Annotated in this window: 21 protein-coding genes; 2 read left to right on the top strand and 19 right to left on the bottom strand. The window is 69.8% G+C overall.

Features of this window, described 5'->3' with window-relative positions:
• The 4 genes from ACFYP5_RS23955 to mycP all read right to left on the bottom strand — a co-directional run.
• Window positions 1–1,626 (bottom strand): tetratricopeptide repeat protein (locus ACFYP5_RS23955; protein WP_389039470.1); only part of this gene is annotated, 1,626 nt, incomplete at its 3' end.
• A 92-nt stretch (window positions 1,627–1,718) separates the two neighbouring features.
• Complete coding sequence (locus ACFYP5_RS23950; RefSeq protein WP_389039468.1) at window positions 1,719–2,192, bottom strand: hypothetical protein; 474 nt, start codon at window positions 2,190–2,192, stop codon at window positions 1,719–1,721.
• Window positions 2,193–2,781: 589 nt separating this feature from the next.
• Window positions 2,782–3,294 (bottom strand): hypothetical protein, encoded by a 513-nt coding sequence (locus tag ACFYP5_RS23945; protein ID WP_389039465.1) that lies wholly within the window; start codon window positions 3,292–3,294, stop codon window positions 2,782–2,784.
• Between the two features lie 172 nt (window positions 3,295–3,466).
• The gene (gene mycP, locus ACFYP5_RS23940) at window positions 3,467–4,864 is read right to left on the bottom strand and encodes a type VII secretion-associated serine protease mycosin (protein ID WP_389039462.1); all 1,398 of its coding nucleotides are present in this window, start codon (window positions 4,862–4,864) and stop codon (window positions 3,467–3,469) included.
• An 882-nt stretch (window positions 4,865–5,746) separates the two neighbouring features.
• Here mycP and ACFYP5_RS23935 point away from each other — a divergent pair.
• Window positions 5,747–6,130 (top strand): hypothetical protein, encoded by a 384-nt coding sequence (locus ACFYP5_RS23935; RefSeq protein WP_389039459.1) that lies wholly within the window; start codon window positions 5,747–5,749, stop codon window positions 6,128–6,130.
• Window positions 6,131–6,441: 311 nt separating this feature from the next.
• On the opposite strand, the gene ACFYP5_RS23930 is transcribed toward ACFYP5_RS23935, so the two are convergent.
• The 10 genes from ACFYP5_RS23930 to ACFYP5_RS23885 all read right to left on the bottom strand — a co-directional run bounded on the left by ACFYP5_RS23930 (window position 6,442) and on the right by ACFYP5_RS23885 (window position 18,050).
• On the bottom strand, window positions 6,442–6,972 hold the full coding sequence (locus tag ACFYP5_RS23930; protein WP_389039456.1) for a hypothetical protein: 531 nt from the start codon (window positions 6,970–6,972) through the stop codon (window positions 6,442–6,444).
• 101 nt (window positions 6,973–7,073) lie between these two features.
• Entirely contained in the window at window positions 7,074–9,410 is a 2,337-nt protein-coding gene (locus ACFYP5_RS23925) for a xanthine dehydrogenase family protein molybdopterin-binding subunit (RefSeq protein ID WP_389039453.1), read from the bottom strand.
• Window positions 9,407–11,005: a 2Fe-2S iron-sulfur cluster-binding protein gene (locus tag ACFYP5_RS23920; RefSeq protein ID WP_389039450.1), complete on the bottom strand. Its 1,599-nt coding sequence runs from the start codon at window positions 11,003–11,005 to the stop codon at window positions 9,407–9,409. The genes ACFYP5_RS23925 and ACFYP5_RS23920 overlap by 4 nt, the downstream gene beginning before the upstream one ends.
• Entirely contained in the window at window positions 11,002–11,898 is an 897-nt protein-coding gene (locus ACFYP5_RS23915; protein WP_389039448.1) for an FAD binding domain-containing protein, read from the bottom strand. The genes ACFYP5_RS23920 and ACFYP5_RS23915 overlap by 4 nt, the downstream gene beginning before the upstream one ends.
• A 294-nt stretch (window positions 11,899–12,192) precedes the next feature.
• Window positions 12,193–13,827: a beta-N-acetylhexosaminidase gene (locus ACFYP5_RS23910; protein WP_389039445.1), complete on the bottom strand. Its 1,635-nt coding sequence runs from the start codon at window positions 13,825–13,827 to the stop codon at window positions 12,193–12,195.
• Between the two features lie 4 nt (window positions 13,828–13,831).
• The gene (locus tag ACFYP5_RS23905) at window positions 13,832–14,671 is read right to left on the bottom strand and encodes a carbohydrate ABC transporter permease (protein WP_356499734.1); all 840 of its coding nucleotides are present in this window, start codon (window positions 14,669–14,671) and stop codon (window positions 13,832–13,834) included.
• A complete protein-coding gene (locus tag ACFYP5_RS23900; protein ID WP_389039442.1) occupies window positions 14,668–15,630 on the bottom strand; it encodes a carbohydrate ABC transporter permease in 963 nt (320 codons plus the stop codon). Before ACFYP5_RS23900 ends, ACFYP5_RS23905 begins: the two co-directional genes overlap by 4 nt.
• A gap of 2 nt (window positions 15,631–15,632) precedes the next feature.
• A complete protein-coding gene (locus tag ACFYP5_RS23895) occupies window positions 15,633–16,937 on the bottom strand; it encodes an extracellular solute-binding protein (protein ID WP_389039439.1) in 1,305 nt (434 codons plus the stop codon).
• Window positions 16,938–17,166: 229 nt separating this feature from the next.
• Window positions 17,167–17,460: a DUF3039 domain-containing protein gene (locus tag ACFYP5_RS23890; protein WP_063756076.1), complete on the bottom strand. Its 294-nt coding sequence runs from the start codon at window positions 17,458–17,460 to the stop codon at window positions 17,167–17,169.
• Between the two features lie 29 nt (window positions 17,461–17,489).
• A complete protein-coding gene (locus tag ACFYP5_RS23885; protein WP_030971143.1) occupies window positions 17,490–18,050 on the bottom strand; it encodes a YqgE/AlgH family protein in 561 nt (186 codons plus the stop codon).
• A gap of 277 nt (window positions 18,051–18,327) precedes the next feature.
• Here ACFYP5_RS23885 and murA point away from each other — a divergent pair, with 277 nt between their 5' ends.
• The gene (gene murA, locus ACFYP5_RS23880) at window positions 18,328–19,668 is read left to right on the top strand and encodes a UDP-N-acetylglucosamine 1-carboxyvinyltransferase (RefSeq protein WP_030922987.1); all 1,341 of its coding nucleotides are present in this window, start codon (window positions 18,328–18,330) and stop codon (window positions 19,666–19,668) included.
• A gap of 234 nt (window positions 19,669–19,902) precedes the next feature.
• Here murA and ACFYP5_RS23875 read toward each other — a convergent pair whose 3' ends face one another.
• The 5 genes from ACFYP5_RS23875 to ACFYP5_RS23855 all read right to left on the bottom strand — a co-directional run bounded on the left by ACFYP5_RS23875 (window position 19,903) and on the right by ACFYP5_RS23855 (window position 26,498).
• A complete protein-coding gene (locus ACFYP5_RS23875) occupies window positions 19,903–20,184 on the bottom strand; it encodes an HU family DNA-binding protein (protein ID WP_003968811.1) in 282 nt (93 codons plus the stop codon).
• Between the two features lie 421 nt (window positions 20,185–20,605).
• On the bottom strand, window positions 20,606–22,042 hold the full coding sequence (locus tag ACFYP5_RS23870) for an NAD-dependent malic enzyme (protein ID WP_389039436.1): 1,437 nt from the start codon (window positions 22,040–22,042) through the stop codon (window positions 20,606–20,608).
• A 406-nt stretch (window positions 22,043–22,448) separates the two neighbouring features.
• A complete protein-coding gene (locus tag ACFYP5_RS23865) occupies window positions 22,449–24,857 on the bottom strand; it encodes a HelD family protein (RefSeq protein WP_389039434.1) in 2,409 nt (802 codons plus the stop codon).
• Between the two features lie 130 nt (window positions 24,858–24,987).
• Window positions 24,988–25,914 (bottom strand): anti-sigma factor family protein, encoded by a 927-nt coding sequence (locus ACFYP5_RS23860; protein ID WP_389039431.1) that lies wholly within the window; start codon window positions 25,912–25,914, stop codon window positions 24,988–24,990.
• Window positions 25,911–26,498, bottom strand: a complete 588-nt coding sequence (locus ACFYP5_RS23855; protein ID WP_093776749.1) for a sigma-70 family RNA polymerase sigma factor — start codon at window positions 26,496–26,498, stop codon at window positions 25,911–25,913. The genes ACFYP5_RS23860 and ACFYP5_RS23855 overlap by 4 nt, the downstream gene beginning before the upstream one ends.
• Between the last annotated feature and the right edge of the window lie 9 nt (window positions 26,499–26,507).

Raw genomic sequence — 26,507 nt, 5'->3', positions numbered from 1 at the left:
AGCACCGGCCACATCCCTCGCCTCCCCCCGCCACCAGGCCAGGTTGTGTCGGGTGGTGAGGGTGTCAGGGTGGTCGGCTCCCAGCACCCGCTCCTGGTCCTCCAACACCTCGGCCAGGGCAGCCACAGCACCGGCCACATCCCCCGCCTCCCCCCGCCACCAGGCGAGGGTGCTCCGGGCGGTAAGGGTGTCGGGGTGGTCGGGCCCCAGACGGGTGTGGGCGGTGCTGGTCAGCTGATGGAAGTGGTGAAGGGCGCCCGCGACTTGGCCAGCCTCGCCAAGGCTACGGCCGGTGCGAAAGAGCGCCAGGTGGGCACCAGACTGGTACAGGGCCTCTTCGGCGTGTCGAGTGAGAGCGTCGGTGTTGGCCCGTAGGGCCTGGGCGAGAGCGGTGTCGCGTTCGATGTCGGGCCATGCGCTGGTGAGGGCGTCGGCGGCGGCGTGGGCGATCCGGTTGCGCTGCGGCTGGGGGTGGGCGTCGCGGGTGGCGCGCTGGATGAGCTGGTGGACGCGGACGGCCTGGTGGGGGCTTGTAGAAATGTGGTCGATGAGGCTGAAACGGTGCAGCGTGCGCAGCGCCCGTGTGGCGTCCCGAGCGGTGGCCACCTTCTCCTGTCCGGCGGTGCTGGTGCGGTGTTCGGTCAGGTAGTTCAGGGCCGGTGGGCTGGTCAGGACCGTGTCGGGAATGCCGTTGGGGTCGAGGACGGAAACGAGTTGCAGCAGAGGGCCGGCAAGTCCTCGTGGGGAAAGTTGGTCGGCGCGCTCGATGGACAGTGCCCAAGCGGCGGCCACAGTGGCGGCCTGGTCGTCTGGGAGCCCGGCAGGGTCGGGGAACATGTCGGTGAGAACCTGGGCGTGATCGGCCAGTAAGGCGCGGTAGGTGGCACAGTCGAGGCCGTCGTTGATGAGGTAGGCGGTGGCCTGGGACAGGGCCAGGGGGAGGAAGCCGAGCTCGTGGGCGAGGGCAGTGAGCTCCTCGGCAGGTTCGGTGCGGCCGCGGGAAGAAAGCGCGACGGTGAGGTATGCGACGGCCTCATCTTCGGTGAACAGGCCCACCGGGACCAGGTGCCGGTCCCTGCCGATCAGGGCGGCTTCCCGGCGGCGGGTGGTGACCAGGCTGCGGCCGTTCGGGCTGGTGGGAGGCCACAGGCCACGCAGGTCGGCCGGGTCGGAGACGTCGTCCAGCACGACGAGCCAGCGGCGCTGGTCGCTGCCGGGTTTGGGTTCCAGCCAGGCCAGGAAGGCCCGCGCGGCCTGCTCGGGGTCCGCAGGGTCAGCGCTAAGTAGCTCGGTGGCGGCCTGGGCGTAGGCGGAGACGACCGCCGTGCGGGTGGCCGCGGTGATCCACACCAGCAGATCCACGTCGCCCCGGGCCCACACTTGGCGGGCATGGTGGGCCGCGAGCTGGGTCTTGCCGACCCCGCCCATGCCGGCAAGCACCTGACACAGCACTACCGTGCCGCCCTGGGCCAGGGCTTGCTGCAATTGTGCCACGGCGGCCCGATCTTTGAGGAAACAGTCAGCTTGCCGCGGGAGCACCCCGACCTGGTGCCGCCCGGTCACCGGTGGCCGCGGCGCGGCGTAGTGGGCGAACCGCGCACCCGGCGCAATGTAGCCGACCGCCACGCTGCTGCTGTGGGCCTGCACGGAGAGGCCGCCCAGGGGAAGAGCAGCGAAGGGTGGCTTAGCTGGGGATGGGCTTGAGGTGGCCGGTCCGTTCAGCCCTGGGACGGATCCGGCCCCGGAGGGATGCCGATATGGGCCCCTCCGTTGATCACTCCGGCAGCGATTGCCCCGTCCTCGGCACGAATGTCGGCGATACCGACCACCGCTAGCCCACCTGACCCGGCGACCGCCCCGCCGCCCGGAGCATGCTGCGCTAGCAGGCTGCGCAGCTGCTCGGCGGCCTCGGCACGCTCATCCTCGGCCAGGCTTTCCAGCACAACTTCGATGTGGGCCTGCCAGGACGCTTCCTGACGGATTCGAACCTCCGCCTCGGCCGGGTCAGCGGCCTGCAGGACGGCTGCGGTCTGATCCAGCCGCTCCAACGTCGCCTGCTCGCGCTGCGCGTTACCCCGGCCGAACCAGCTGACCACCGCCCGCCTTAGCCCGGCCCACGCGTCTGTCCCCGCCGCTGACACCACCGCTGTGCCGCCCGATGCGGCCAGCGCAGTCAGCACCTGATCAAGCATGCTCCCCCGCTTCCCAGCGCTCCCGGATCTGATTGGGACGGTAGCGCGACGCCACGGCCACCGCAGCACATTGCGCAAACCGACGTGCCCGTTCAGGGGGGTAGGTCACGCGGGCTCGCTTCCGCCAGGAGGCGCGTCACGGTGCGCGCCCTCGGCGGCTGCCACGGCACGCGACACACCGGCAGGCACAACGGCTTCAGGCGGGTTCATCGGCAACCAACGCCAGCAAACGCTATTTAGCCTGGTCAGCGACGTAGCTTGACAGTCTCCGCAGACCATGCGCGAAGGGGCGGCGCCCCCACACAAAGTGTGGCAGCGGGCGGACACGAACGCAGCGACCGGCGGCGACGCGCTCGTCTCAGTTTCCGTCTCATTCGTCTCCGTTCACTGACATCCAACACCGTTCGTGCGGCTTTGACGATCACTGCATACGTACGGGTCTGAACGTCAGTGGACGAGCACGGATCATGTTCTGACCAGCGGAGACAAACCTGCAAAGCGAGTTACGCCGGTTCGATTCCGGTCACGAGCCACGCGGGAAGCTCGCCCAGCACGCGTCAAACGTCGCGCCGGGCGAGCTTCGGCATTTTCAGGAACAGCTCTGGACCTTGAGCGCGGACGGTACGAATCCGTTGATGAATTCCTTCAGCGCTTTTCGGCGGTCGGCGACGTCCTTGGGCACCGGTTTGAATTCGCCGAGTTCGACAAGGACGGCGTACTTCCGCGGGGAGCCCTGGTACGTGCACTCCTTCACGGCGAGCGCGAAGCGGTCCATGACGCGGATGCCCCGATACTTAACACCGTCCTTCGGCCCGGCGTCCTTTCCCAGCCTGAGATACCAGTCCGCGCGGGCGAAGGGATCGGCGTCCGTGTTCAGCACGTCCCCGACGACAGACAACGCGGGCCGTCCGTCGACAGTGAGCGCGCAACGGAGACTGCCGGGGGCTGAGCCGGAATCCCGCTCCGCGAGCTTCTCCCCGTCCGGCAGCAGCGGTGCCAGCGTGTCCCCGCTGGCCTCGACACCGCACAGCCGGTCCGGAACCGAGTAGCCGCGCCTCCCGCCGTCGTCACCACCGCCACAGGCCGACACAGCCAGCAGCACGGTACACACGCCCGCAGCGGCAGCATGGCGAGTGAAGAGCCGCGCACGACGACGGCCGGTCACGATGTTCACTGATCCCCCAAAAGGCCCTGGGCCCGGTCGTTTCCGTCAAAGGCCGCACCGTTGATGTCGTTGGTCGCGGTATACGTACTTCGGGAGTTGTCCGGGGGATTCAGGATTCAGCGTGGCCTCTCGCCGTACGACGGTCTCTCCAACGGCGAGTTGGAGCCGGGGGAGCGGTGGGAGGGGGCCCGAAGCCCGAAGGTGCGGCCTGGTGTTGAGACGGGTACGGGTACGGCGGTTGGTGCGTATACGCGGGTGGCGCGGCTGCGGCAGCCTTGCGGCGGCGGGAACGGATGACCAGGGCAGTGACGGCTGTGCCGACGAGAGCGGCGACACCGACACCGAGGCCGATCCAGGGACCAGTGTTGCTGTCGGCGGCGGAGGCCGGGGCTGCGGTGGCCGGCTTGTCGTCGCTCTCCGAACTTCCGGTCGCCTTTGAAGGCTTGGCTGAGGGCTGAGCACTCTCGGCTGCGGCGAGATCGGGGAGTGGATACTCGTCGGCTGGGCCGGGGTCACCGGGGGTCTTCAGGGCGATGCGGGGGCGGACGACGCCATAACCGATGTAGTCGGTACGCTCGGCGCCGCTGGTCGGGCCGCCTGCTGTGCTGAGCATGACGCGCAGGACCTGGTTGTTGGTCCAGTCGGGGTGCTTGGACCATATGAGGGCGGCAGAGGCGGAGGCGATGGCGGTCGCGTCGCTGGTCCCCTTGCCTCTACACACACCGGTCTCTCCGCTGCAGGCGTGGATCATGTTGACGCCCGGCGCTGAGAGGTCTACCTGTGGCCCGTACTGAGACCAGCCAGCCTTGCGGAGGTCCTCACCGATCGCCCCCACCCCCACGACGCCAGGCGTACCGGCAGGATACTCAACAGCGTTGGCTTCATCGCCGCTATTTCCAACGGCGGAAAAGATGAGCGAGCCATTTTCGAGCGCATATTTAACGGCATCCGAGACCTGTCGCGATCCGGTGCCGTTCCCCAGGGAAATGTTAATGACTTTTGCCCCATGGTCCACTGCGAAGCGGATAGCAATGGGCAAGTCTCTATTGAAGTTTGCATCACCGGTAGCACCATTGACGCGACCGGCATCGTCCCTCATCCGAATGGGGAGAATCTTGGATCCAGGAGCAAGACCGAACGCACCGTCTCCTCCAGCCGACTTCCCCGTCCCGGCGATCAACCCAGCCATTCCGGTGCCATGGCCGTTGTAATCGGTGTGTTCATCTCCAGGAGAATTCGGCGCTAGATCCTTACCCTTGAACACTTGGCCTTGAAGATCAGGATTTGAAGAGTCGACGCCTGAGTCAATAACGGCAACAGTGACGTTCTCACCCGTACTCGTCTCCCACATCTCCTCGGCCCTCATGGCGGTGAGATGCCACTGTCTGGAGCGCACGGAGTCCGCATGCGCGGGCCCAGCAGCGGAGCCTGCAAGTAGCAGCCCCAACGTCGCGGAGACCACGACTCGACGACGAAAGAGTTCCGTACTGCTACTACTGGTACTCATCTGCTTATCTGCCGTTCTCTCGCTGATCAGTCGATGACCGGAGGCACAACACGTCGGGCACCCTGCTGCCAGGTTTCCTGGTCTTCAGTGAGGTAATCCGGCCGCTCGCCTTCCCCATCGCGACGCGAATCCCCCGTCCGAGAACCGTGCGGAGACATCGGTGCACCCCTCCCCACCGGACCAGCGCCGTGCGCGCCCTCGGCTGGCCTGGCGGCCCTCACCAGGCCAGACCCCCCAGGTGTGAATGGGCGCATGCCGGTGCGGCCGGGCTGCTGAGAACGACCACCTACAACGCCGCCCGTTTCGCCTGCCAGACGACGGCCACCACTCATCCCGCTTTGGCCAGGACCGATGCCGGAACCCATGCCTCCCGCACCCATGGCACGGCCCATCGGCGCACGTCCCTGCATTCCCTCGCCACCGATCACCGTCCCACGAGGAATTCCGCCCGGCGGACGCCCTGAAGTCTGGGGAACTGCACGTCCCCCGGTGATTCCGCCGCCTCCAGAGGGGCGACCGATAGGACCAGAACCGAGTGGACCTGCCCCGGTGCCCGGCATCGACGGACGCGAGATCCCCGTCGTCTTGCCCCCGCCACTTGGACCGGCTGGCATCACAGATCCGCCACCGAAGGCGGGGGGTACGGGAACTCCCGTGGAAGGGAGGACGCTTTCAGGCCTGCTTCCTCCCGGAAGACCTGAGGGGGTCGCGGGCGGAACTGACGGAGCGTCCGGCAGAGTGGCGACCCCGTCGATCCCCATATCTACCGGCCTCGAGATGGGCGTGCTTCCCGCAGGCTGGGACCCGATCATGTTTCCTGAGGGTGCAGACACACGGCCCGATGAATCTGCGTCCGGTCCCTGTGTCGCCGACGTGTATCCGGTGCGATCGGCGAAGGCACCGCTCCCGGCACCGCCCGCGACTGACTCGTCCTCACCACGGCCGACCTCGTCGTTCGGCACGATCGCCTGCGGCGGCGGCGGAAACGCCGGCTTCTCCAGTCCGTCCATCTGCGAAGCAGACAACGAGTACGTCTGCGCCAGCTTCCGCATCTGCGCAGCCGCCTCCTGGCGGTTCGCCTCCTGGGTTGCGATCAGCGTCTCCGCCGACTTCTGTGCGACCGCCGAGGCATCCGGGTCATTGCGCGCCGCCAACGCCGCGTCCAAGTTGGCCTGTGCGCCCGCCTGGGTGCGCGGGACCGCCGCCTGCGCCGACGCGATCGCGTTCGAAGCCTGCGTCAGCCACTTCGACGCACCCTCGCTGTAATCACCTAGGCGCAAAGTGGAGTTGGCCAGGTCCGCGCTCCAGGTGCGGAAGGCGTCGGCGCCCGCGCCCTTCCATTCGACCCACTGCGGGCGGACCTTCAGGTCTTCCGCGATCTTGCGGATCTCCGTGGCCGCACTCACCAGCCGGTCGGCCGCACCCTGTATCGCCCCGCTGTTGGCCTGGTCCAGCCACGCGAGCATCTCCTCGTGAGACATGCTCTCGAACGGCGTGCCCGAGCCGCTTTCCCCGTGGTCCATGCCCCACCCCCGTCTAAGTCCGTCGTCCTCGTGCCATGGGCGATTCCGTCGTCATCAGAGTCCGCCTACGCCGGACGAGTCGCCCGTCTCCGGCTTGGTGGCCGCTGGTTGGTCGGCATGCTGCTTGGCCGGCACCGTCGGGTCGTACGAACCCCCGTAGTGCTCCTGCGCGTTGTCGTTGATCGCGAGCATGCGGCGCCGGATGTCCACGTCGAGGTTCTCGTAACCCTTGTGGGACGCGAGCACCGCGATGCCCATGCCCTCTATCGAGTCCGACAGCAGCTTCGACAGCGATTCGAGCTGGGTGATGACCGTCTGGTACGAGAGGAACAGGTCGGCCGCCTCGGCCCAGCCGTTGTGGCCGCCGCCGAACTGGGTGCGGACCATGGGCTCTTCGCCCACCTTCTTCGGTCCGGCCGGCGATGCCTTGAGGTCGCGCAGGAGTTCGTCGATCCGGTCGCGGAACTTCGTGAACGACGAAAGCCCGGTGACCAGTTCACCGACCGCGTTCTGCGCAAAACCGGCGACGGACCCGAACGGCCCGCCCGATGTTTCCGCCGATCCTCCGGCGTCACTCGGCAGCACAGCACCCTCCCCCGTATGCAGCTGTCTTCAGCTTTGGGGATCACTGTAGTCAGCAGCGGTGACGGCGCGCATCTCCGTGTTGCATGTGCAACGCAAATCGGTCAGGAGTTGGCCGCCGCCACAGCCGCCTGCGGTCGGATCGGGAGGCGGTTGATCGGGCGGCCGGTCGCCGCACGAACTGCCGCGGCCACGGCTGCCGGGGACGTCACCACCGGGACCGCCGAGGCGGGCTTGGCGCCGAAGGGGGCCACCACGTCGCGTTCCTCGACGAGTTTGACGATGCGAATGTCTGGCGCGTCAAGCGCGGTCGGCAGTGCGTAACCCGTTAGGTCGGGGTGGCGGATCAGGCCGCGGGCCGTGCGGAGGTTCTCGGTCAGTGCCGTGCCGATGCCCTGGGTGATGCCGGCTTCGATACGGGTCGCCAGCTGGGACGGGTTGAGGACCTGGCCGACGTCCTGGGCGACGGCCATCTCCACCACGCGGATCGAGCCGAGTTCGATGTCGACGTCGACGACCGCGCGGACCGCGCAGAAGGCGAGGCCGACGAACGCGTCGCCCTGGCCGGACTCGTCGAGCGGCTCGGTGGGGTGGGGGCGGCACTGGGCGGTGGCCCAGAGCTCTTTGCCATCCATCGCTTCTGTGACCGTCGTGGACAGCACTCCGTCGTACGAAGTGATCTTGCCGTTGGCGATCTGGAGCAGTTCCGTGGACATGCCGAACTTGTGGGCCAGCGGCTGGAGGAGCTGGGTACGGACCATCTTGGCGGCCCGTTCGACGGCTCCGGCGGAGACCCAGGTGTGGCGGCCGTGCGTGGCGGGGCCGGCCGGCGGCTGGTCGGTGTCGACCGAGGCCACGTGGACCTCCTCGATGCCCAGGGTCTCCTGGACCACCTGGCGGGCCAGGGTCGAGAAACCCTGGCCGGTTTCGACCGCCGCGCAGATGACCGTGGCGACGCCGTCGTGGACCTTGACCGTGGCCGTGGAGACCTCGTCCGCCCCCTCGGCGCCGAGCATGTGGACCATGCCCAGCGCATAGCCGACGCCGCGGCGCACCGCGCCCGGCTCGCCCGCGCCCTCCGGGCCGCCCGGCAGCAGCCAGTCGTCCTCGGGAGAGTCCTTCGGAAGTGTGGGGAGCGGGAAGTCCCGTACCGCTCGCAGGAGTTCCGCGACCGGGGCGGGGCACGTCACGGTCTGGCCGGTGGGCAGGATGTCGCCGGTCGAGAGGGAGTTGCGCAGGCGGAGTTCGGCCGGTTCGATGCCCAGCTTCGCCGCCAGTTTGTCCATCTGGCCCTCGTACGCGGCGCAGACCTGCATCGCACCCTCGCCGCGCACATGGCCGGACGGCGGGTTGTTCGTACGGACCGCCCAGCCCTCGATGAAGGCGTGCGGAACGACGTAGGGACCGCAGGCGAAGGCCACCGCTGCGGCCAGGGACTCGGACGAGGCATCGGCGTACGCGCCCGCGTCGAGGAGGATCTGCGCCTCCACCTTCACCAGTCGGCCGTCCGCGTCCGCGTGGTGGCGGTAACGGAGCAGCGTCGGGTGGCGGTGGGCGTGGCCGAGGAAGGACTCCTCGCGGGTGGCGGCCAGTTTGACCGGGCAGCCGGTACGCAGGGCGAGCAGGCCGAGCGGCAGCTGGAAGCCCGGGTCCTCGCGGTCGCCGGTCGCGCCGGGGACACCGGTGACGACGATCTTCACCCGGTCCGGTTCGAGACCGAAGCAGGCTGCGGCGAGGTCGCGGTCGGCGTGCGGGTCGGTGGAGGCGGTGTAGATCTCCACGCCGCCGTCCGGGCGGGGCACGGCGAGTCCGGCCTCGGCACCGATCGGGGCCGGGTCCTGTCGGCCGATGCGGTACAGGCCCTCGACGATGACCTCGCCCGCGACGTCCGGGTCGCCGTAGCGCAGCGGGATGTGACGGATCAGGTTTCCGTCGGGGTGCAGGGGCTCGGCCTCGAAGGCCTTCTCCGGGTCGGTGACCGGTTCGAGGATCTCGTACTCGACGACGACCGCTGCAGCGGCGAGGCGCGCGGTGTCGGGGTGGTCGGCGGCGACCGCGGCGATCGGCTCACCGTGGTGGCGGACCAGCTCGGACGCGAAGACCGGGCGGTCGACCACACGACGGCCGTACGCTCCGTCGCCGGGGACGTCCTCGTGCGTGACGACCGCGCGTACGCCCGGCATCTCGGCCGCGGCGCCGGTGTCGATGGACAGGATTCGGGCGTGCGGGTGCGGGGAACGCAGCACCGCCGCCCACAGCAGTCCCTCGGCCCAGAGGTCGGCCGCGTACGGGAAGGTGCCCTCGGTCTTGGCACGGGCGTCGGCGGGCGGCAGCGAGGCGCCGATGCCGAACACGGGCGGCTCGGTGTCGGGGCCGTCGACCGGCGGGGTGGTGAGCGTCGTGCGGGTCGCGTTGGCCGCGGTGGCTGCGTCGTTGCTCACGCCATGCCTCCGTCCTGCAGATGTGGCTGGACACTACCGGCACCCGGGGCTGCCTGGTGCGGGATGCGCGCCTCGTCGGGGTGCGCATCCTCGGACGGTGACGTGGGGCCGGGCACCGAGGCGGCCTCGGCGCTGGCCTCGCGGCCGGCGATGACCTCGCTCACCGCGTCGAGCACTCCGCGGTAGCCGGAGCATCGGCACAGGTTGCCGCAGAGCGCCTGGCGGGTCTCCAGCTCGCTGGGGGCGTGGTTGCCCTCCAGCAGATCATGGACGGTCATGGCCATGCCGGGGATGCAGAAGCCGCACTGGACGGCGCCGCAGTTGGCCAGGGCCCGCTGGACGTCGGACGGCTCGCCGTCGACGGCCAGGCCCTCGACCGTACGGACCTCGCTGCCCGCAGCCGTGGCCGCGGGGACCAGGCAGGAGGCGACGAGCCGGCCGTCGACCTGGACGTTGCAGGCACCGCACTCGCCCTGCGAGCAGCCGTCCTTGGCACCGGCGAGGCCGAGCCGCTCGCGCAGCACGTACAGCAGCGACTCGCCGATCCAGGCGTCGGTGACCGGGCGGTCGGCGCCGTTCACATGCAGGACGTAGGAGGCGGCGGGGTGCTCGCTCGTTGTGGCGAGGGGCGACGGGTCGAGGGGCGGTGCGTCGGCCGGGACCTCCTCCGCAGCGAGTGCGGGGGCGGGGGTGTCGGTTTCGGTCTCGACGCCGGGGACCAGGGCCGTGGAGAGGTCGGGGGTCGGGTCCGGGGTCGGGTCCGCCACGAGGTCCGCCGCCGGGTCGGCGGGCGGCGCCGTCGGCAGCTCGGCGTCCGCATCGCGCTGCACGTGGACGCGCGTGGACTCCTGGGCAGCGGCCTGCGTGACGTCCACGCCGTGCGGCGGCGTCCCCGCGGCCGTCTCGGGGGACTCGGGGGCCGGCTCCGGCTGCGTCGCCCACGGCGCGGGCGCGCCGCCCGGCAGTGTGGCCGGCGGCGTCCGGTCCCCGTACCACTGCGAGGCCAGCGCCGAGGTCGTGAACTCGCCGGACTCGTCCGGGAGGTCGCCCTCGGCAACCGGGATCGTCCACTGGCCGGTGTGGCCGAGGGGCTCCGCTGCGGTCGCCTCGGCGAAGTCCCACTGGCCCGTCCCGGCCGACGGCTCACCGTGCTGCTCGTGCTGGGAGTGCTGCTCGTGATGGGCGTACTGCTCGCCCGCGGAGTGCTGCTCGTGCTGCCGGTACTGCTCGCCCGCGGAGTGCTGCTCGTGCTGGACGTACTGCTGCTCGTGCTGCGGGTACCCGTGCTGCTGGTTCGGATCCGGCCAGTGCACGGTGCCCTGCGCGTGCTGCTCCGCGCCGCCCTCCGGCGGGCCCGGTGTCTGGACCACCCAGCTGCCCGTCGCCGCCGGGTCCAGCCCGGCCGCAGGGGTCAGCGGCACGATCATCGGCGGCACGTAGCCATGGCCGGGAGCGGCCAGCGGCGCGCTCGCCAGGTCCTCCGGCGGAAGGTGGACGAAGGCGGTGGCCTCGGAGTCATACTCGCCGCCCTGCGGGGTCGGCTGCCAGCCTCCGTGCTGCTCGTTGTGGTCCTCGTGGTTGTTGCTGTTGCTCACGACAGTGCCCTCCCCAGCGCGCGTCGGGCGAGCGCGGCGACCGTGCGCCGCAGGTGCAGTACGGCGGGGGGCAGCGGTGGTACCTCGCCCCCGTCGGCGGGCGGTGCCTGGTCCGGGATGCACGCCGCCGCGACGTACTCGCCGAACGCGGCCAGCGCGTCGGGCGCCAGGCCCCGTTCACCGTCCCAGTCGATCAGTGAGGCGATCCACCGCTCGGCCTCCAGCGGGCGCAGCGGCATCGGCGCTATGGCGCCGACCGCACAGCGCACCCCGCGCCGGGCCGGGTCGAGGACGATCGCGACGGATGCGGTGGCGCGGCCGGGGCCGGTCCGGCCGGTCGCCTTCAGGAAGACCTGCGGGGCGTGCAGCAGCGGTACGCGGACGAAGCCGATCAGCTCCGCGGGCTCGAGCATCTCGCGGCCGGCCAGCAGGTGCGAGACGGGGATCTCGCGGCGGGCGCCGCCGGGTCCGGCGATGACGAGCTCGGCCTCCAGGGCGGCGAGCACCGGCAGGGCGTCGCCGGTCGGGGCGGCGGTGGCGATGTTGCCGCCGAGTGTCCCGGCGTTACGGATCTGGGGCGGGCCCGCGGCACGCGCGGACGCGGCCAGAGCGGGGATCAGGGCGGCGAAGTCGGGCCGCCCCATACGGGCGTGGGTGAGGCCGGCGCCGAGCAGGGCGTGACCGTCCTGGTAGTGCCAGCCGCGGAGCTCACTGATCCGGCCGAGGCCGACCAGTCCGGAGGGACGCAGGAGCCCCTTGTTGACGGCCGACATCAAGTCCGTGCCACCGGCCACAGGAACGGCGGCAGGCATGGCGCCGAGCGCCGCCACGGCCTCGTCGAGCGAGGCGGGCAGCGTCACGGACTGCGCCGCCTGCGGTGCGTGCGTGGTCAACCCAGCTGCCCCTTCCCGGTGTCCCGGCGTCCGGCTTGTTTCGCCGTACGGTACGTGCTCGAAGCCCGGACGTGGCAACTCTGGCACATCTTCCGATCGGACCGACGCGAGGGTCCACGAAGGGTGTATCCGTCCCCGTCCTGGAAGATGGTCCCGTTTCGCACCTCTTCGGCGCAGAGTGTGAATTGGCACTCTTCAGCCATGGTTGTACGACTTGTTCCGTTCGTGCGTGGACGCTTACCGGCCACCACGTTCCCAGGAACCGTGGTGGCCGGACCCGCACTGCGGCCGGGCTCACACGTTCGGGGGCGCCCCCTCGATCGGGCGTCCGAGAACACCGGGGCGTCGCTGCCACGGCAACGGACCGCCGGGCGGGCGGTACTCGACGCCGAGCGCGTCAAGTCGGGCGTAGTGCGCCGTCATTCGCCGTTCGAAATCGGCGAAGTCCCGGTCGGCGGGGGCGGGCAGTGCCGACCAGGCGACCTCCGCGAAGGCCGCGAGCCGCGGAAAGACCTGGTAGTCGACGCGGGACCGGTCCTGCATGACCTCGGTCCACACGTTGGCCTGGGTGCCGAGGATGTGTCCGGCCGCCTCCTGCGTCAGGCCCGGCGGTACGGGCTCGAAGCGGAAGACGTCCTCAAGGGTGCGGACGTACCCGATGGGCATCGGTTCGTCGGGGCCGCCGTCCTGACGGTGGTCCAGATACACCTGCTGCTGCGGGCACATCACGACGTCGTGCCCCGCTTCGGCTGCGGCGATGCCGCCCGCGTAGCCGCGCCACGACGACACGGCCGCGCCGTCCGGGAGGCCGCCTTCTAGGATCTCGTCCCAGCCGATGAGGCGGCGGCCGCGCGCGGTGAGCCAGCGGTCGAAGTGCCGGATGAACCAGGACTGCAGCTCGTCCTCGTCGGCCAGGCCGAGCTCCCTGATGCGGGCCTGGGCGGTCGGGGACTCCTTCCACTGGTCCTTGAGGCACTCGTCCCCGCCGACGTGGATGAACGGCGAGGTGGCGGCCGGGAAGAGGTCGAGGAGCTCCTCGAAGACGCCCTCGAAGAAGCGCAGGGTGTTGTCGGTGGGCGCGAGTACGTTCGCACTGACCCCCCAGGTGTCCCACACGGAGAGGGCGGTGGTGTCGATGACGTCGGTGTTGCCCAGTTCCGGGTATGCGCTGATGGCGGCCTGCGAGTGGCCCGGGATGTCGATCTCGGGGACGACGCGGATATGCCGTTCGGCGGCGTACGCGACGATCTCGCGGATGTCGTCCTGGGTGTAGTGGCCGCCGTACGGGGTCTCGTCCCACAGCTCCGAGGCCCGGTGTCCGTGCTTGGTACGGGAGCGCCAGGAGCCGACCTCGGTGAGCTCCGGGTAGCGCTTGATCTCCACGCGCCAGCCCTGGTCGTCGGTGAGGTGGAAGTGGAAGACGTTCAGCTTGTGGGCGGCGAGGAGGTCGAGGTAGCGCAGGACATCGTCCTTGGGCAGGAAGTGCCGCGAGACGTCGAGCATCATGCCGCGCCAGGAGAAGCGGGGACGGTCCTCGATGTCCGTGAACGGAATGCGCGCGGGAACACCGGTGGAGACGGGTGCCCGGCGGAAGGCCTCCGGTCCCAGGAGCTGTCGGAGGGTCTGGGCGCCCCAGAAGACCCCGGCGGAGCTGCCGCCGGTGATCACGAGGCTCTGGCCGGTCCCGGTGGACAGCCGGTAGCCCTCGGGCTCCAGTGCCGGATCGATGCGCAGCAGGACGGTGTTGTCCTTGCCCTCGACGCCCGGTGGGAGCGACAGGCCGAAGGCGGCCCCGAGCGTGGAGCGGAGCCAGCGCTCGGTGGACTCGGTGCCGTCCTGCCCGGTGATGGTCGTGGCCCGGTCCATCAGGAAGCCGCACCGTCCCTGGTCGCCGACGCTCACCGGTGCCGGGATCAGTTCCATGTCCATGACGTCAGTCCTTAACCGCTCCGCCCAGCCCCGAGACCAGGCGTCGCTGTACGAGTACGAAGAAGACCAGCACGGGGACGGTCATCACCGTCGAGGCTGCCATGATCCCTCCCCAGTCGTTCTCGTCCGGTTTGAAGAAGACGAGCAACGCCATCGGAAGCGTCGACTGCGAGGTGTCGCTGATGAGGAACGACTTGGCGAACAGGAAGTCGTTCCAGGTCGAGATGAACGAGAAGACGCTGGTCGCCACGAGCCCCGGGAGGACCAGCGGGAAGAGGATCTGCCACAGGAATCGGGTGCGGCTCGCGCCGTCGATGTAGGCGGCCTCCTCCAGTGCGTCCGGGACGGCCTTGACGAAGCCGCGCAGCATCCAGATCGCGAACGGCAGCGAGAAGGCGAGGTGCGGCAGTATCAGCGAACCGAGCGTGTTGAGCTGGCCGAAGTCCCGCATCAGGAAGAACAGCGGGATGGTCAGCGCCTCCACCGGCACCATCTGCGCGATCAGGAACATGATCAGCAGGGTGGTGCGGAACCGGAAGCGGAAACGGGTCACCGCCGTCGCCGCCAGAAAGGCGACCAGCGCGGACGCGACGACGACCGTGCCGGCGACGATCAGGCTGTTGAGGAAGTAGCGGCCGAAATCGTGCTGTTCGAGGACTCGGCGGAAGGAGTCCAGGGACGGTGACAGCGTCCACGGCCGGGGGTCGGTGGACTGGATCTCTCCCGTCGGCTTGAGCGCGGAGAGCACCATCCAGTACAGCGGGAAGGCGACCGCGGCTGCGATCAGGAGTGCGGCGGCCTCGGCGGCCAGCCTGCCCGGACGACGGATGCGCAGCACGCTCACAGTTCCTCCCCCTGGCGCCGTACCAGGCGCAGATAGACCAGCGTGACGGCCAGCAGGATCACCAGCATCACGACCCCGATCGCCGAACCCAGGCTGTACTGCGAGGACGCGAACGCCTTCTGGTACGCGTAGACGTTGAGCACCAGGTTCTGGCCCGCGATGCCGCCGCCGCCCGTCATCACGTAGATCTGCGTGAAGACCTTGAAGTCCCAGATGATCGACTGGATGGTGACGACGACGAGGATCGGCCGCAGCATCGGCGCCATGACCGACCGCCAGATCCGCCACTGCGAGGCGCCGTCCAGCGCGGCCGCCTCCAGCACCTCGGCGGGGATCGCCCGGATGCCCGCGTACACCGTCACCATCACGAACGGGAACGAGCACCAGAGCACTTCGAGGAGCACCAGGGCGAAGGCGCTGTAGCGCCCGTACGTCCAGGAGAAGTCGCCCAGCCCCAGCACCCTGTTGACCGGGCCGAAGTCCGGGTCGAAAAGGAACATCCAGACGGTGGAGCCGGTGATCGCGGGCGTCGCCCAGGCGCCGAGCGCCGCCAGCATCAGCGCGAGCCGGGGCAGGGCCCGTACACGCGTCAGCAGGACGGCGAGGGCGCAGCCGACCAGCAGGGTGGCGAGCACACAGGCCGCGGCGAAGACGACGGTCGCGAGGAGCACCTGCCAGAACTGGCTGTCGCCGAAGAGCGTCGCGTAGTTCCCGAACCCCTGGAAGGTGGTCGGTTCACCGCCGCTGACCTGGGCCTGGGTGTACTCCAGGAACGAGATCAGGCCGAGCTGGTAGATCGGGTAGAGGAGGAGCCCGCCGAGGAGGACGAGCGCGGGCAGCAGGTAGAACCAGGGGGTCCAGCCGGGGCGGCGTGCCGGTCCCCGGGACAGGCGGCGCCGGGGCGTGCTGCCCGTCCCGGCCGCCGCGGGAGCCTTGTACGCGGTGCTGTTCGCCGTCATCGTCAGCCCGCGTCGGCGAACGCCGCGTCCATCTTCTTCGCCGCGTCGTCCGAGGCCCGTGCCACGTCCTTACGGCCGCTGACGATCTCCTGGAACATCGTCGGCAGGATCAGCGAGGAGTCGATCTGGCCCCAGCCCGGCGAGGCCGGGACGAACTTGGCTCCCGCGCCGAGCGTCTTGACGAACGGTTCGACGAACGGCTCCTTCTGCGCGACCGTGGCCCGCACATCGGTGTACGTCGGCAGGAAGCCCATCGCGTCGAACAACTTCTCCTGGGTCTGCTTGCCGGTCAGCGACTTCATCAGGTCCACGGCGAGGCTGCGGTGCGAACTGCTCTTCAGTACGCCGATGTTGTTCCCGCCCGCGAACGCGGGGGCAATCGATCCCTCGGACGCGCCGGGCAGCGGAACCACCGCGTACTTGCCCTTCACCGAGCCCGCCTCGACGGCCGCGTGGCTGAAGTCGCCGCCGATCGCCATGGCCGCCTTGCCTGAGGCGAAGGCGGTGACCGTCGCGTTGCCGCCCATCGCGGCGCACTTGGCGGCAGGGCAGTTGCTGTCGCCGAAGAGCGAGGTGTACGCCTCGATGCCCTTGCGGGCCCGGTCGCTGTTGATGGCCGCCTTGTACGTACCACCGCTCTCGTCGGCGAGTTCGCCGCCGTTCGCCCAGATGAACGGCATCGCGCCGTACGTGTACGCGCCACCGACGGCGAGGCCGTACAGCTCCGGCTTCTCCTTGTGGACCTTCTTGGCGGTGGAGATGAGTTCGGCCTGCGACTTGGGGGGTTCGATGCCCAGGTCCTTGAAGATGTCGGTGCGGTAGTACAGCGCGCGTACGCCGACGAAGAGCGGCGCCCCGTACACCTTGCCGCCGACCGTCACCGACTGCTTCGCGGTCGGGTCGGTGTCCTTGGCCTCGTCCCAGGCCGCGAACTCCTTGCTCACATCGGCGAGTCCGCCGTCCTTGACGTAGCCGGCCGTGTCCGTGTTGCCGTACTCGATGAGGTCCGGGGCGCTCTTGGGATCGTTGAAGGCGGCCTTGATGCGCTGGGCGCGGGTGTCGACGGGGATGTACTCGATCTCCGCCTTCGCACCCTTGTGGGTCTTCTCGAAGTCGGCCACCGCCGCGTCGACGACCTGCTCCTTGGGCTTGTTGCCGACCTCCTGGAACAGCCACACGCGCAGCGTCCCGGTCTTTTCGTCCCCCTTGGCGCCGGTGTCGGAGGTCTGCGGCGCGCAGGCGGTGGCCGCCAGGCCGGCCAGCACAAGCGCCGCGGCCGGGGCGGCAATTCGGGCGGAAAGCTTCATCCGGAACCCCTACCGATTGAGCGTTGCAACATATGCAACGGGCGTTTCGTTCTGCACAACTGGCAGGAGACTAGGAGCGGTCACGGACGCCGACAAGTGGTCTCAACCAATCTGTGACCGAGCGATACGGGCAAACAACCCAGGGCCTGCGAAAGGGCATGCGAAAAGGCCCCCGGGTGCACGCGTCAGCGCACTCCCGGGGGCCTCGGCCCGAACGGTCGGGGACGGACTACTTCTTGTCCTTGCCGCCCTTGCCCTTGTCCTTGTCGCCACCGGCGCCCATGGACTCGTAGATCTCCTTGCACATGGGACAGACCGGGTACTTCTTGGGGTCGCGCCCCGGTACCCAGACCTTCCCGCACAGTGCGACCACGGGGGTGCCCTCCAGGGCACTCGCCATGATCTTGTCCTTCTGGACGTAATGGGCGTAGCGCTCGTGGTCGCCGTCGCCGCTCGACACCTGCGGCGTCGGCTCTACGAGGGTCCCCGTACCTGCCCCGCGCTCGGGCTCAAGAGTGCTCATAACAGCCAGGGTACTGAAAGGCCCGGCCTTCAGTTGAGCGAAGGGTCGTCCGGATAGGTGGCGATCATGGCGAGCTCGCTTCGCTGACGGCGCAGAACCGCCCGCCACAGCTGTTCCGGCCGCGGCGAGGAGACGTCTCCGGGCTCGGACTCCACCACGTACCAGGCACCCTCCGTCAGCTCCGTCTCCAGCTGCCCGGGCCCCCAGCCCGCGTATCCGGCGAAGATCCGCAGCGACCCGAGCGCCGCCGCCAGCAGCTCCGGCGGCGCCTCCAGGTCCACCAGGCCGATCGCCCCGTACACCCGCCGCCAGCCGAGCGGCCCCTCGTCGCCGGGGATCACCGCGACACCGAGCGCCGAGTCGAGCGAGACCGGGCCGCCCTGGAAGACGACGTCCGGCTCGGCGGTCAGGTCGGCCCAGGACACGAGGATGTCACCGACACCGACCGGGGTCGGGCGGTTCAGGACCACGCCGAGCGAGCCCTCCTCGTCGTGGTCGAGGAGCAGCACCACCGCGCGGTCGAAATTCGGGTCCGCCAGGGCGGGCGTGGCCACGAGCAGTCGCCCTGTGAGCGAGGACACCTCGGTCATGGCAGAAATGATCCCGCATCTTCGCCCTCCGTGGGGACCAAGTGGGACGCCGGGCGCCGGAGGGGGCCCGAGCGCAGCTCAGGGCGCACGGGTGCACGGAGAGCGCACGGTCCGGGAGGCACTTGCGGACGGTAACCCTCCGCAAGGCCCGGCAAGCAGAACGTGTTATAGCGGATTCATGACGTTCGTACTCCTCCCGTAGCCTTATGGAAGGGGGGTACCTGCCCATTACCCTTTCGGTTGGCCCCCTGCCCGACCACTCCGGAACGCGAGATTCATGACCGGCACAGACGATGTCCTGCTTGTCCACGGCGGAACCCCGCTGGAGGGCGAGATCCGTGTCCGAGGCGCCAAGAACCTGGTGCCGAAGGCGATGGTCGCCGCGCTGCTCGGCAGCGGGCCCAGCCGGCTGCGCAACGTGCCCGACATCCGCGATGTGCGGGTCGTGCGGGGCCTGCTGCAGCTGCACGGTGTGACGGTCCGCCCCGGTGACGAGCCGGGTGAGCTGATCCTGGACCCCACCCATGTCGAGAGCGCGAACGTCGCCGACATCGATGCCCACGCGGGCTCGTCGCGCATCCCGATCCTCTTCTGCGGCCCGCTGCTGCACCGGCTGGGCCACGCGTTCATCCCGGGACTCGGCGGTTGTGACATCGGCGGACGGCCGATCGACTTCCACTTCGACGTGCTGCGGCAGTTCGGCGCGACGATCGAGAAGCGGGCGGACGGCCAGTACCTGGAGGCCCCTCAGCGGCTGCGCGGTACGAAGATCCGGCTGCCGTACCCGTCGGTGGGTTCCACCGAGCAGGTGCTGCTGACGGCCGTGCTCGCCGAGGGTGTCACCGAGCTGTCCAACGCGGCCGTGGAGCCGGAGATCGAGGACCTCATCTGCGTGCTGCAGAAGATGGGCGCGATCATCTCGATGGACACCGACCGGACGATCCGGATCACCGGTGTCGACCGGCTCGACGGCTACACGCACCGGGCGATCCCGGACCGCCTGGAGGCGGCCTCCTGGGCGTCCGCGGCGCTGGCGACCGAGGGCAACATCTATGTGCGCGGTGCACAGCAGCGCTCGATGATGACGTTCCTGAACACGTTCCGCCGGGTCGGCGGCGCCTTCGAGATCGACGACGAGGGCATCCGCTTCTGGCACCCGGGCGGCGCGCTGAACGCCATCGCCCTGGAGACGGACGTGCACCCCGGCTTCCAGACCGACTGGCAGCAGCCGCTGGTGGTGGCGCTGACACAGGCCGCGGGCCTGTCCATCGTCCACGAGACGGTGTACGAGTCCCGGCTCGGCTTCACGTCCGCCCTCAACCAGATGGGGGCGCACATCCAGCTCTACCGCGAGTGCCTGGGCGGCTCCGACTGCCGCTTCGGCCAGCGGAACTTCCTGCACTCGGCGGTCGTGTCCGGGCCGACGAAGCTGCAGGGCGCGGATCTGGTCATCCCGGACCTGCGCGGCGGGTTCTCGTACCTGATCGCCGCACTGGCGGCGCAGGGCACGTCCCGGGTGCACGGCATCGACCTGATCAACCGTGGCTACGAGAACTTCATGGACAAGCTGGAGAAGCTGGGCGCGAAGGTGGAGCTGCCGGGCGGGTCACTGGTCTGAGGGCGGGCGCCCGAGGGCCGGGACCGACGCGGGGGTCCGGGGCACTGCCCCGGGCCCCCGCTTCTCGTCGCCGGCGAGGCCCGCACACGGCCTTTCGCCGCCGGAACCCCGCCACGGGCCCGGCAGTGGCCTCACAGAGGCTCACAGCGGCCTTGCAGCGGATCCTGCGGCCTGTACACGCCGGAGGGCGGTCACCCTGGTCGGGGTGACCGCCCTCCGTCGTGCCTACGGGGCTTACTTGCCCTTGGCGGCTTCCTTGAGCTTCGAGCCCGCGGAGACCTTCACGCTGTAGCCGGCCGGGATGTTGATCGGGTCGCCGGTCTGCGGGTTACGAGCGGTGCGAGCGGCACGGTGGGTGCGCTCGAAGGTCAGGAAGCCGGGGATGGTGACCTTCTCGTCGCCCTTGGCGACGATCTCACCGACGGTCTCGGCGAGCGCGGCCAGCACGGCGTCGGCGTCCTTGCGGGTCACCTCGGCGCGGTCGGCCAGGGCGGCCACCAGCTCACTGCGGTTCATGTTGTTACTCCCGTGTTCTTCTTGCCTGTGAGGCGTGAGATCGAAGCCGATGCTGCCAGGGCCCTCGGACAGTCCCCGGACCCGGGTCTGACGTCAGACCCTCGCGCCCGAATACGCATCCTGCCCCCACCTGCGGCGGGAAAGCCAATCCGGCACCCTCCGGAGTCACACGAAAGCCGCCACTGCCTCGTCGTGGTGACGTTCCGTCGACTCCCTGAAGCGGCCCTCAGCAGCAGCTGGAGCGCCCCGCGGCGGGTCCACAGCGGGTGCGGGGTCCTGCGGGGCTCGCTGCCCGCCCACCCTAAAGGGGCGTTTGGGGCCCCGCGACCCGCGACGCGCCGTGGGGCAGGCCGACGTGGGGGGCGCCACAACCCGCCACGGCCCCCTGCGGAGGCCGTGGCGGGCAAGGGAAGCGGGGGGTTCAGATGGAGTTGCCCGGGCCCGTCACAGTGCCTCCAGCGGCCTTCGCGGCCGTGCGGACGGCCCCGGCGACCGCGCCCGCGACCTTGTCGTTGAAGACCGACGGGATGATGTAGTTCCGGTTCAGCTCGTCCTCGGCAACCGTCTCGGCGAGGGCGCCGGCCGCAGCGAGCATCATCTCCGTGTTGACGGTGCGGGACTGAGCGTCCAGCAGACCGCGGAAGACACCCGGGAAGACCAGCACGTTGTTGATCTGGTTCGGGAAGTCGGAACGCCCGGTGGCCACAACTGCCGCGGTCTGGCGGGCGATTGCCGGGTCCACCTCGGGGTCCGGGTTCGCGAGCGCGAACACGATCGCGCCGTCCGCCATCGCCGCGACGTCGTTGCCGTCCAGCACGTTCGGAGCGGAGACGCCGATGAAGACGTCGGCGCCGACGACGGCCTCCTTGAGCGTGCCGGTCATCGACTCCGGGTTGGTGTTGTCGGCGATCCAGCGCAGCGGCGAGTCGGGGTCGGCGGAGACCAGGTCCTCGCGGCCCGCGTGCACCACACCGTGGATGTCGGCGACGACGGCGTGCTTGACGCCCGCTGCGATGAGCAGCTTCAGGATGGCCGTACCGGCCGCTCCGGCGCCGGACATGACGACGCGTACGTCCCCAATTCCCTTGCCCACCACGCGCAGTGCGTTGGTCAGGGCGGCCAGTACGACGATCGCGGTGCCGTGCTGGTCGTCGTGGAAGACGGGGATGTCGAGGGCCTCGCGCAGCCGTGCCTCGATCTCGAAGCAGCGGGGTGCGGAGATGTCCTCCAGGTTGATGCCGGCGAAGCCGGGGGCGATCGCCTTGACGATCTCGACGATCGCGTCGGTGTCCTGGGTGTCCAGGCAGATCGGCCAGGCGTCGATGCCGGCGAACCGCTTGAACAGGGCCGCCTTGCCCTCCATCACGGGCAGGGCGGCCATCGGACCGATGTTGCCGAGGCCGAGTACGGCGGAGCCGTCCGTCACAACTGCGACGGAGTTGCGCTTGATGGTGAGACGACGGGCGTCCTCGGGGTTCTCGGCAATCGCCATGCAGACCCGGGCCACACCAGGGGTGTAGATCATCGAGAGGTCGTCACGGTTGCGGATGGGGTGCTTGGACGCCATCTCGATCTTGCCGCCGAGGTGCATCAAAAACGTACGGTCGGAGACCTTGCCCAGCACGACACCTTCGATGTCGCGCAGACCTTCGACGATCTCGTCCGCGTGCGCGGTGGAGGAGGCCGCGATGGTGACGTCGATCCGCAGCTTCTCGTGACCGGAAGCGGTCACATCGAGGCCGGTGACCGAACCGCCGGAGGACTCCACGGCCGTGGTGAGCTGGGAGACCGCTGTGCCGCTCGCGGGCACCTCCAGCCTGACCGTCATCGAGTACGAGACGCTGGGCGCCGTTGCCATGGCCGAGTCCTTCGCTTTCCCTAGCTTCATTGCTACGCGGCCGGGGCGCTCGCCTCGGACACGCTTCCCGATATTCGCACCTACTGGCTGGTAGTCGGTAATGACTGCCACTCTTCGGAAAGAGTTTTCCACCATACGAGATTTGATCTCTTCGCGGAACCCCGGCAGCCCCCTGGACACGGCCGCCGGACCAGGCCACCAACAAAAACAGACCCGCGCCACCGGAAGGTGACACGGGTCTGTCTTTTTCACTTGAGCGGCACCGACCCGCCATGCTCGCCTCGCGGCAAGTGGTCGCTCGTAGCGACGAAGGTTGGGCCCGGGGGCTTGGATCGAGCCGGTGCCGACACCAGGCTAACAAAGTCCCCGGGATAAGTGATTCCCGCACCGCAGGTTGACTTGTCCGTCAGTCCCTCAGCAGATCCGGAACTCCGTCCTCGTCGGGCAGGTCCCGCTCCCCCGACACCACGGTGAGCTGCTGCGTCGCGCGGGTCAGCGCCACGTACAGCACCCGCAGCCCGGCCGGCGACTCGTCGGCGATCTCCGCCGGCGAGACGACGACCGTGGCGTCGTACTCCAGGCCCTTCGCCTCCAGACTGCCGAGCGCCACCACCCGGTCGCCGAGCTCCGCGAGCCACTTGCGGGCCTGCGCGCGCCGGTTCATCGCGACGACGACACCGACCGTGCCGTCCACCTCGCCGAGCAGCCGCCGCGCCTCCTCCCGTACGACCCCGGCCAGATCGCCGTCGCGTACGGCCTCGAAGCGGGGCTGCACCCCCGTCGAACGGACCGCGGCCGGTGACTCCATTCCGGGCATCGCGAGCGCCAGGACCTTCGCCGCAAGCTCCGCGATCTCCGCCGGGTTCCGGTAGTTGACGGTGAGGGTGAAGCGGCGGCGCGGGCGGTTGCCGAGCGCCTCGTCGCGCGCCTCGGCCGCCTCGTCGGGATCGGACCAGGAGGACTGCGCCGGGTCGCCGACGATGGTCCAGGTGGCGGTACGGCCGCGGCGGCCGACCATGCGCCACTGCATCGGCGTCAGGTCCTGTGCCTCGTCGACGATGACGTGCGTGTACTCCGTACGCTCCGCCGCGAGCCGCTCGGCCCGCTCGCGCTGGGTCTCCTCGCGCTGCGGCATCAGCTCCTCCAGACCCGAGAGCTGGTCCAGCGGATCGAACTCACGCTTCTTCTTCGGCCGGTGCGGGGTGCCGAGCAGTGCCTGCAGCTCGTCGAGGATCGCCACGTCGTGTACGGACAGGGGGCCCCGGCCCGCACCGTCGAGCCGCTTCAGCGAGCGGGCGAGGCGGCGCACCTCGCCCTGGTTGAGGACCCGGCGCGCCCAGCGGCCGAGCCGCTTCTCGTCGGCCATCGCGGCGAGCACCCCGCGCGGGGTGAGCTCGGGCCACCAGGCGTTCAGGAAGTCGAGGAACGGCGTCTCGGTGGAGACGTCGTCGTCGAACGAGGAGCGCAGTTCCGCGGCCAGCTCGGGGTCGGTGTAGCGGCCCCGGCCGGACGACTTGTTCCACAGCGCGTCCAGCAGCAGCCTGCGGGCACGGGGGCGCAGCAGGTTGACCGGGGTGGTGCCGCCGAGTACGGACTGCCGGATGCGGTGGAGTTCGTCGGCATTCAGTTCGACGCGGGCGCCGAAGGCGACCACGCGCAGGCGGGTGGGGGTGGTGAGGGGCGCGGCCGTCCCGTCCTCGGAGCCGTCGGTACCCTCCTCGTCGCCGAACGACAGCTGGCCGTCCCGTCCGCCCTGGGGCACGCCCGGGGTCCGGGGCTGGTCCAGCGCCCCGCGGGCCGCCTTGCGCAGCACCTGGAGCATCCGTGAGGAGCCCTTGATCCGGGCGACGGCCGGCTCGTCGTACGTGGTGGCCCCCTCGACGCCCGCCGCCTCGTCGGAGAGCGAGCCGACCGCGCGGATCGCGACCTGCCCCTCCTCGCCGAGCGAGGGCAGCACACCTTCGGTGTACGCGACGAGCAGCGGGGTCGGCGAGACGACGAGAATGCCGCCCGCGTACCGCCGCCGGTCCTGGTAGAGCAGATACGCGGCGCGGTGCAGCGCGACGGCGGTCTTGCCGGTGCCGGGGCCGCCGGAGACCTCGGTGACGGAGGCGGCGGGCGCCCTGATCACCATGTCCTGCTCGGCCTGGATGGACGAGACGATGTCCCGCATCGTGTGGCTGCGGGCCTGGCCGAGCGCCGCCATCAGCGCGCCGTCGCCGATGACGGGCAGCTTGTCGCCGTCCTTGTACGAGGTCAGCTCCGGGCGCATCAGGTCGTCCTCGACCCCGAGGACCTTGCGGCCCTTGGAGCGGATGACCCGGCGGCGCACCACCCGGCCCGGATCCTTCGGCGTCGACCGGTAGAACGGCGCGGCGGCCGGTGCCCGCCAGTCGATGACCAGCGGCGCGTAGTCGGAGTCGAGGACCCCGATCCGGCCGATGTGGAGCGTCTCCGCGATATCGGCCGTGCTGTCGTCGCGCACGGCGTCGTCTGCCGGTTCGACGGAGGTGAACGCGCCGTCCGGGCCGCGCTCGCCGTCCTTGCCGAGCAGCAGATCGATCCTCCCGAAAAGGAAGTCCTCGAACTCGCTGTTCAGCCGGTTGAGGTGGATCCCGGCCCGGAAGACCTGGGCATCACGCTCGGCGAGCGCGCCGGGCGTACCGACCTGGCCGCGCTTGACGGCGTCGTTCATGAGAAATTCCGCCTCGTGGATCTTCTCCTCAAGGCGGTGATAAACACGGTCGAGATGTTCCTGCTCGACACCGATTTCCCGGTCCCGCAACGAATCGACAGCGGCATCCTGCGCGGCCACCGAGGCCCCCTTCTGACGTGCATTGGGCAGCCGTCAACCCTATGCGAAGGAAGCCCCGCCGCGCACCTGCCACGAGCACCTGTATGGCTCGTTGGAGGTCTCGATTGTGCGTCGGGCGCCGGTCGGGCGGTTATGCGTCGATGTCCACCAACCGCTTTCCGTCGAAGGTGCGCACCTCGAAATGGTCGATGTCGGCACGGTCCATCGCCGCGCCACCGTGGACATAGAGCGGATATTTCGCGTTCGGGTGCGGGGAGTCCTTGATGCCGTAGCCCCACTTCGGTACGGACCAGGAGGTGACGACCTCCTCCTCACCGGTCTTCGAGACGGCGATCAGGCTGCACTTCTCCGGCCCCGTGACGTTCTTGAGCTCCAGCACGGCGTGCGTGCCCCACGCCTTCTTCTCCATGCCGACCGTGGCGTCGACCTTGGTGACGGGATCGGTGGCCTGCACCTTCTCCGTCATGTGGTGGAAGAACGCGTCCTCGGCGGGGCTGGTGGGGTGCGGGTCGGCCGCCTGGGTCGTGCCGCTGCCGCCGCCGGTGGCCACGACGGCGACCACCGGACCGCCGATGATCAGCGCCGCGGCGGCCGCCACCAGATACATGCCGCGGCGCCGCCGCCTGGCCCGTCCGATCGCGACCTCGTCGACCAGCCGGTCGAGCACCCGGGGGGCGGGCGGCTCGGGGACGTGCGGGACGGGGCGGGCGCCCGGTACGGCGGCGGGGGCCTCGGCGAGCATCGCGAGCATGGGTTCCATGCCGGCGAACTCGTCGAGATGGGCGGCGCAGAGCGCGCAGCCGGCCAGATGCTCCTCGAACGCGGAGGCCTCGCTATCGTCCAGGATCCCCAGGACGTACGCACCGGCGGCGTCGTGCTCCGGCCCTTCGACGGCTCCACCGGAACCGGGGCCGTGGGCTGCGCCGAAGCCGCCGGGGCCGCTGAAGCCTCCGAAGCCGCCGGGGATTCCCGGGCGGCCGCGCGGACCCGTCGGGCCGGTGGGGCTGGAGGGACCGGTCGGCCGGGGCCCGAAAGGCTCCCACTCATGGTTGCTCATGCCGTGATCCCCCTCTCTTCGAGTGCGAGCTTCATCGAACGCAGTGCGTAGAAGACCCGGGACCGCACCGTGCCGCTGGGTATGCCGAGCACCTCGGCAGCCTCATTGACCGTACGTCCCTTGAAGTAGGTCTCGACCAATGCTTCCCGATGGGCGGGAGTCAAGTCATCGAGCGCATCCGAGAGCGTCATCAGCCACAACGCCTTGTCAATCTCGTCCTCCGCGGGAATGACCTCCAGCGGCGACGGATCGACCTCGTGCGGCCGGGCCTGCCGACTGCGGTGGCCGTCGATGACGATGCGCCGGGCGACCGTCACCAGCCAGGGGCGGACAGAGCCGGTCGCCCGGTTGAGCTGACCGGCGTTCTTCCAGGCACGGATGAGCGTTTCCTGCACCACGTCCTCGGCACGCTGACGGTCGCCGGCGACGAGGCGGAGCACGTACGCGAGCAGCGGTCCGGCGTGTTCGCGGTAGAGCGCCCGCATCAGCTCCTCGTCGGGGACGGCGGAGGGGGACGGGGGCGGTTCACTGCGATGTCGAGCCCTGTGCGGACGGTCATCGGCCACGGCCGCATCCTTGCGCACCCGAACCTC

The sequence above is a fragment of the Streptomyces sp. NPDC005262 genome (genome assembly GCF_042872425.1).
In the GTDB taxonomy this organism is placed as follows: Bacteria; Actinomycetota; Actinomycetes; order Streptomycetales; family Streptomycetaceae; genus Streptomyces.
Note: the sequence above shows the minus strand (reverse complement) of the source record. Positions and strands in the feature narration are given on the sequence as shown.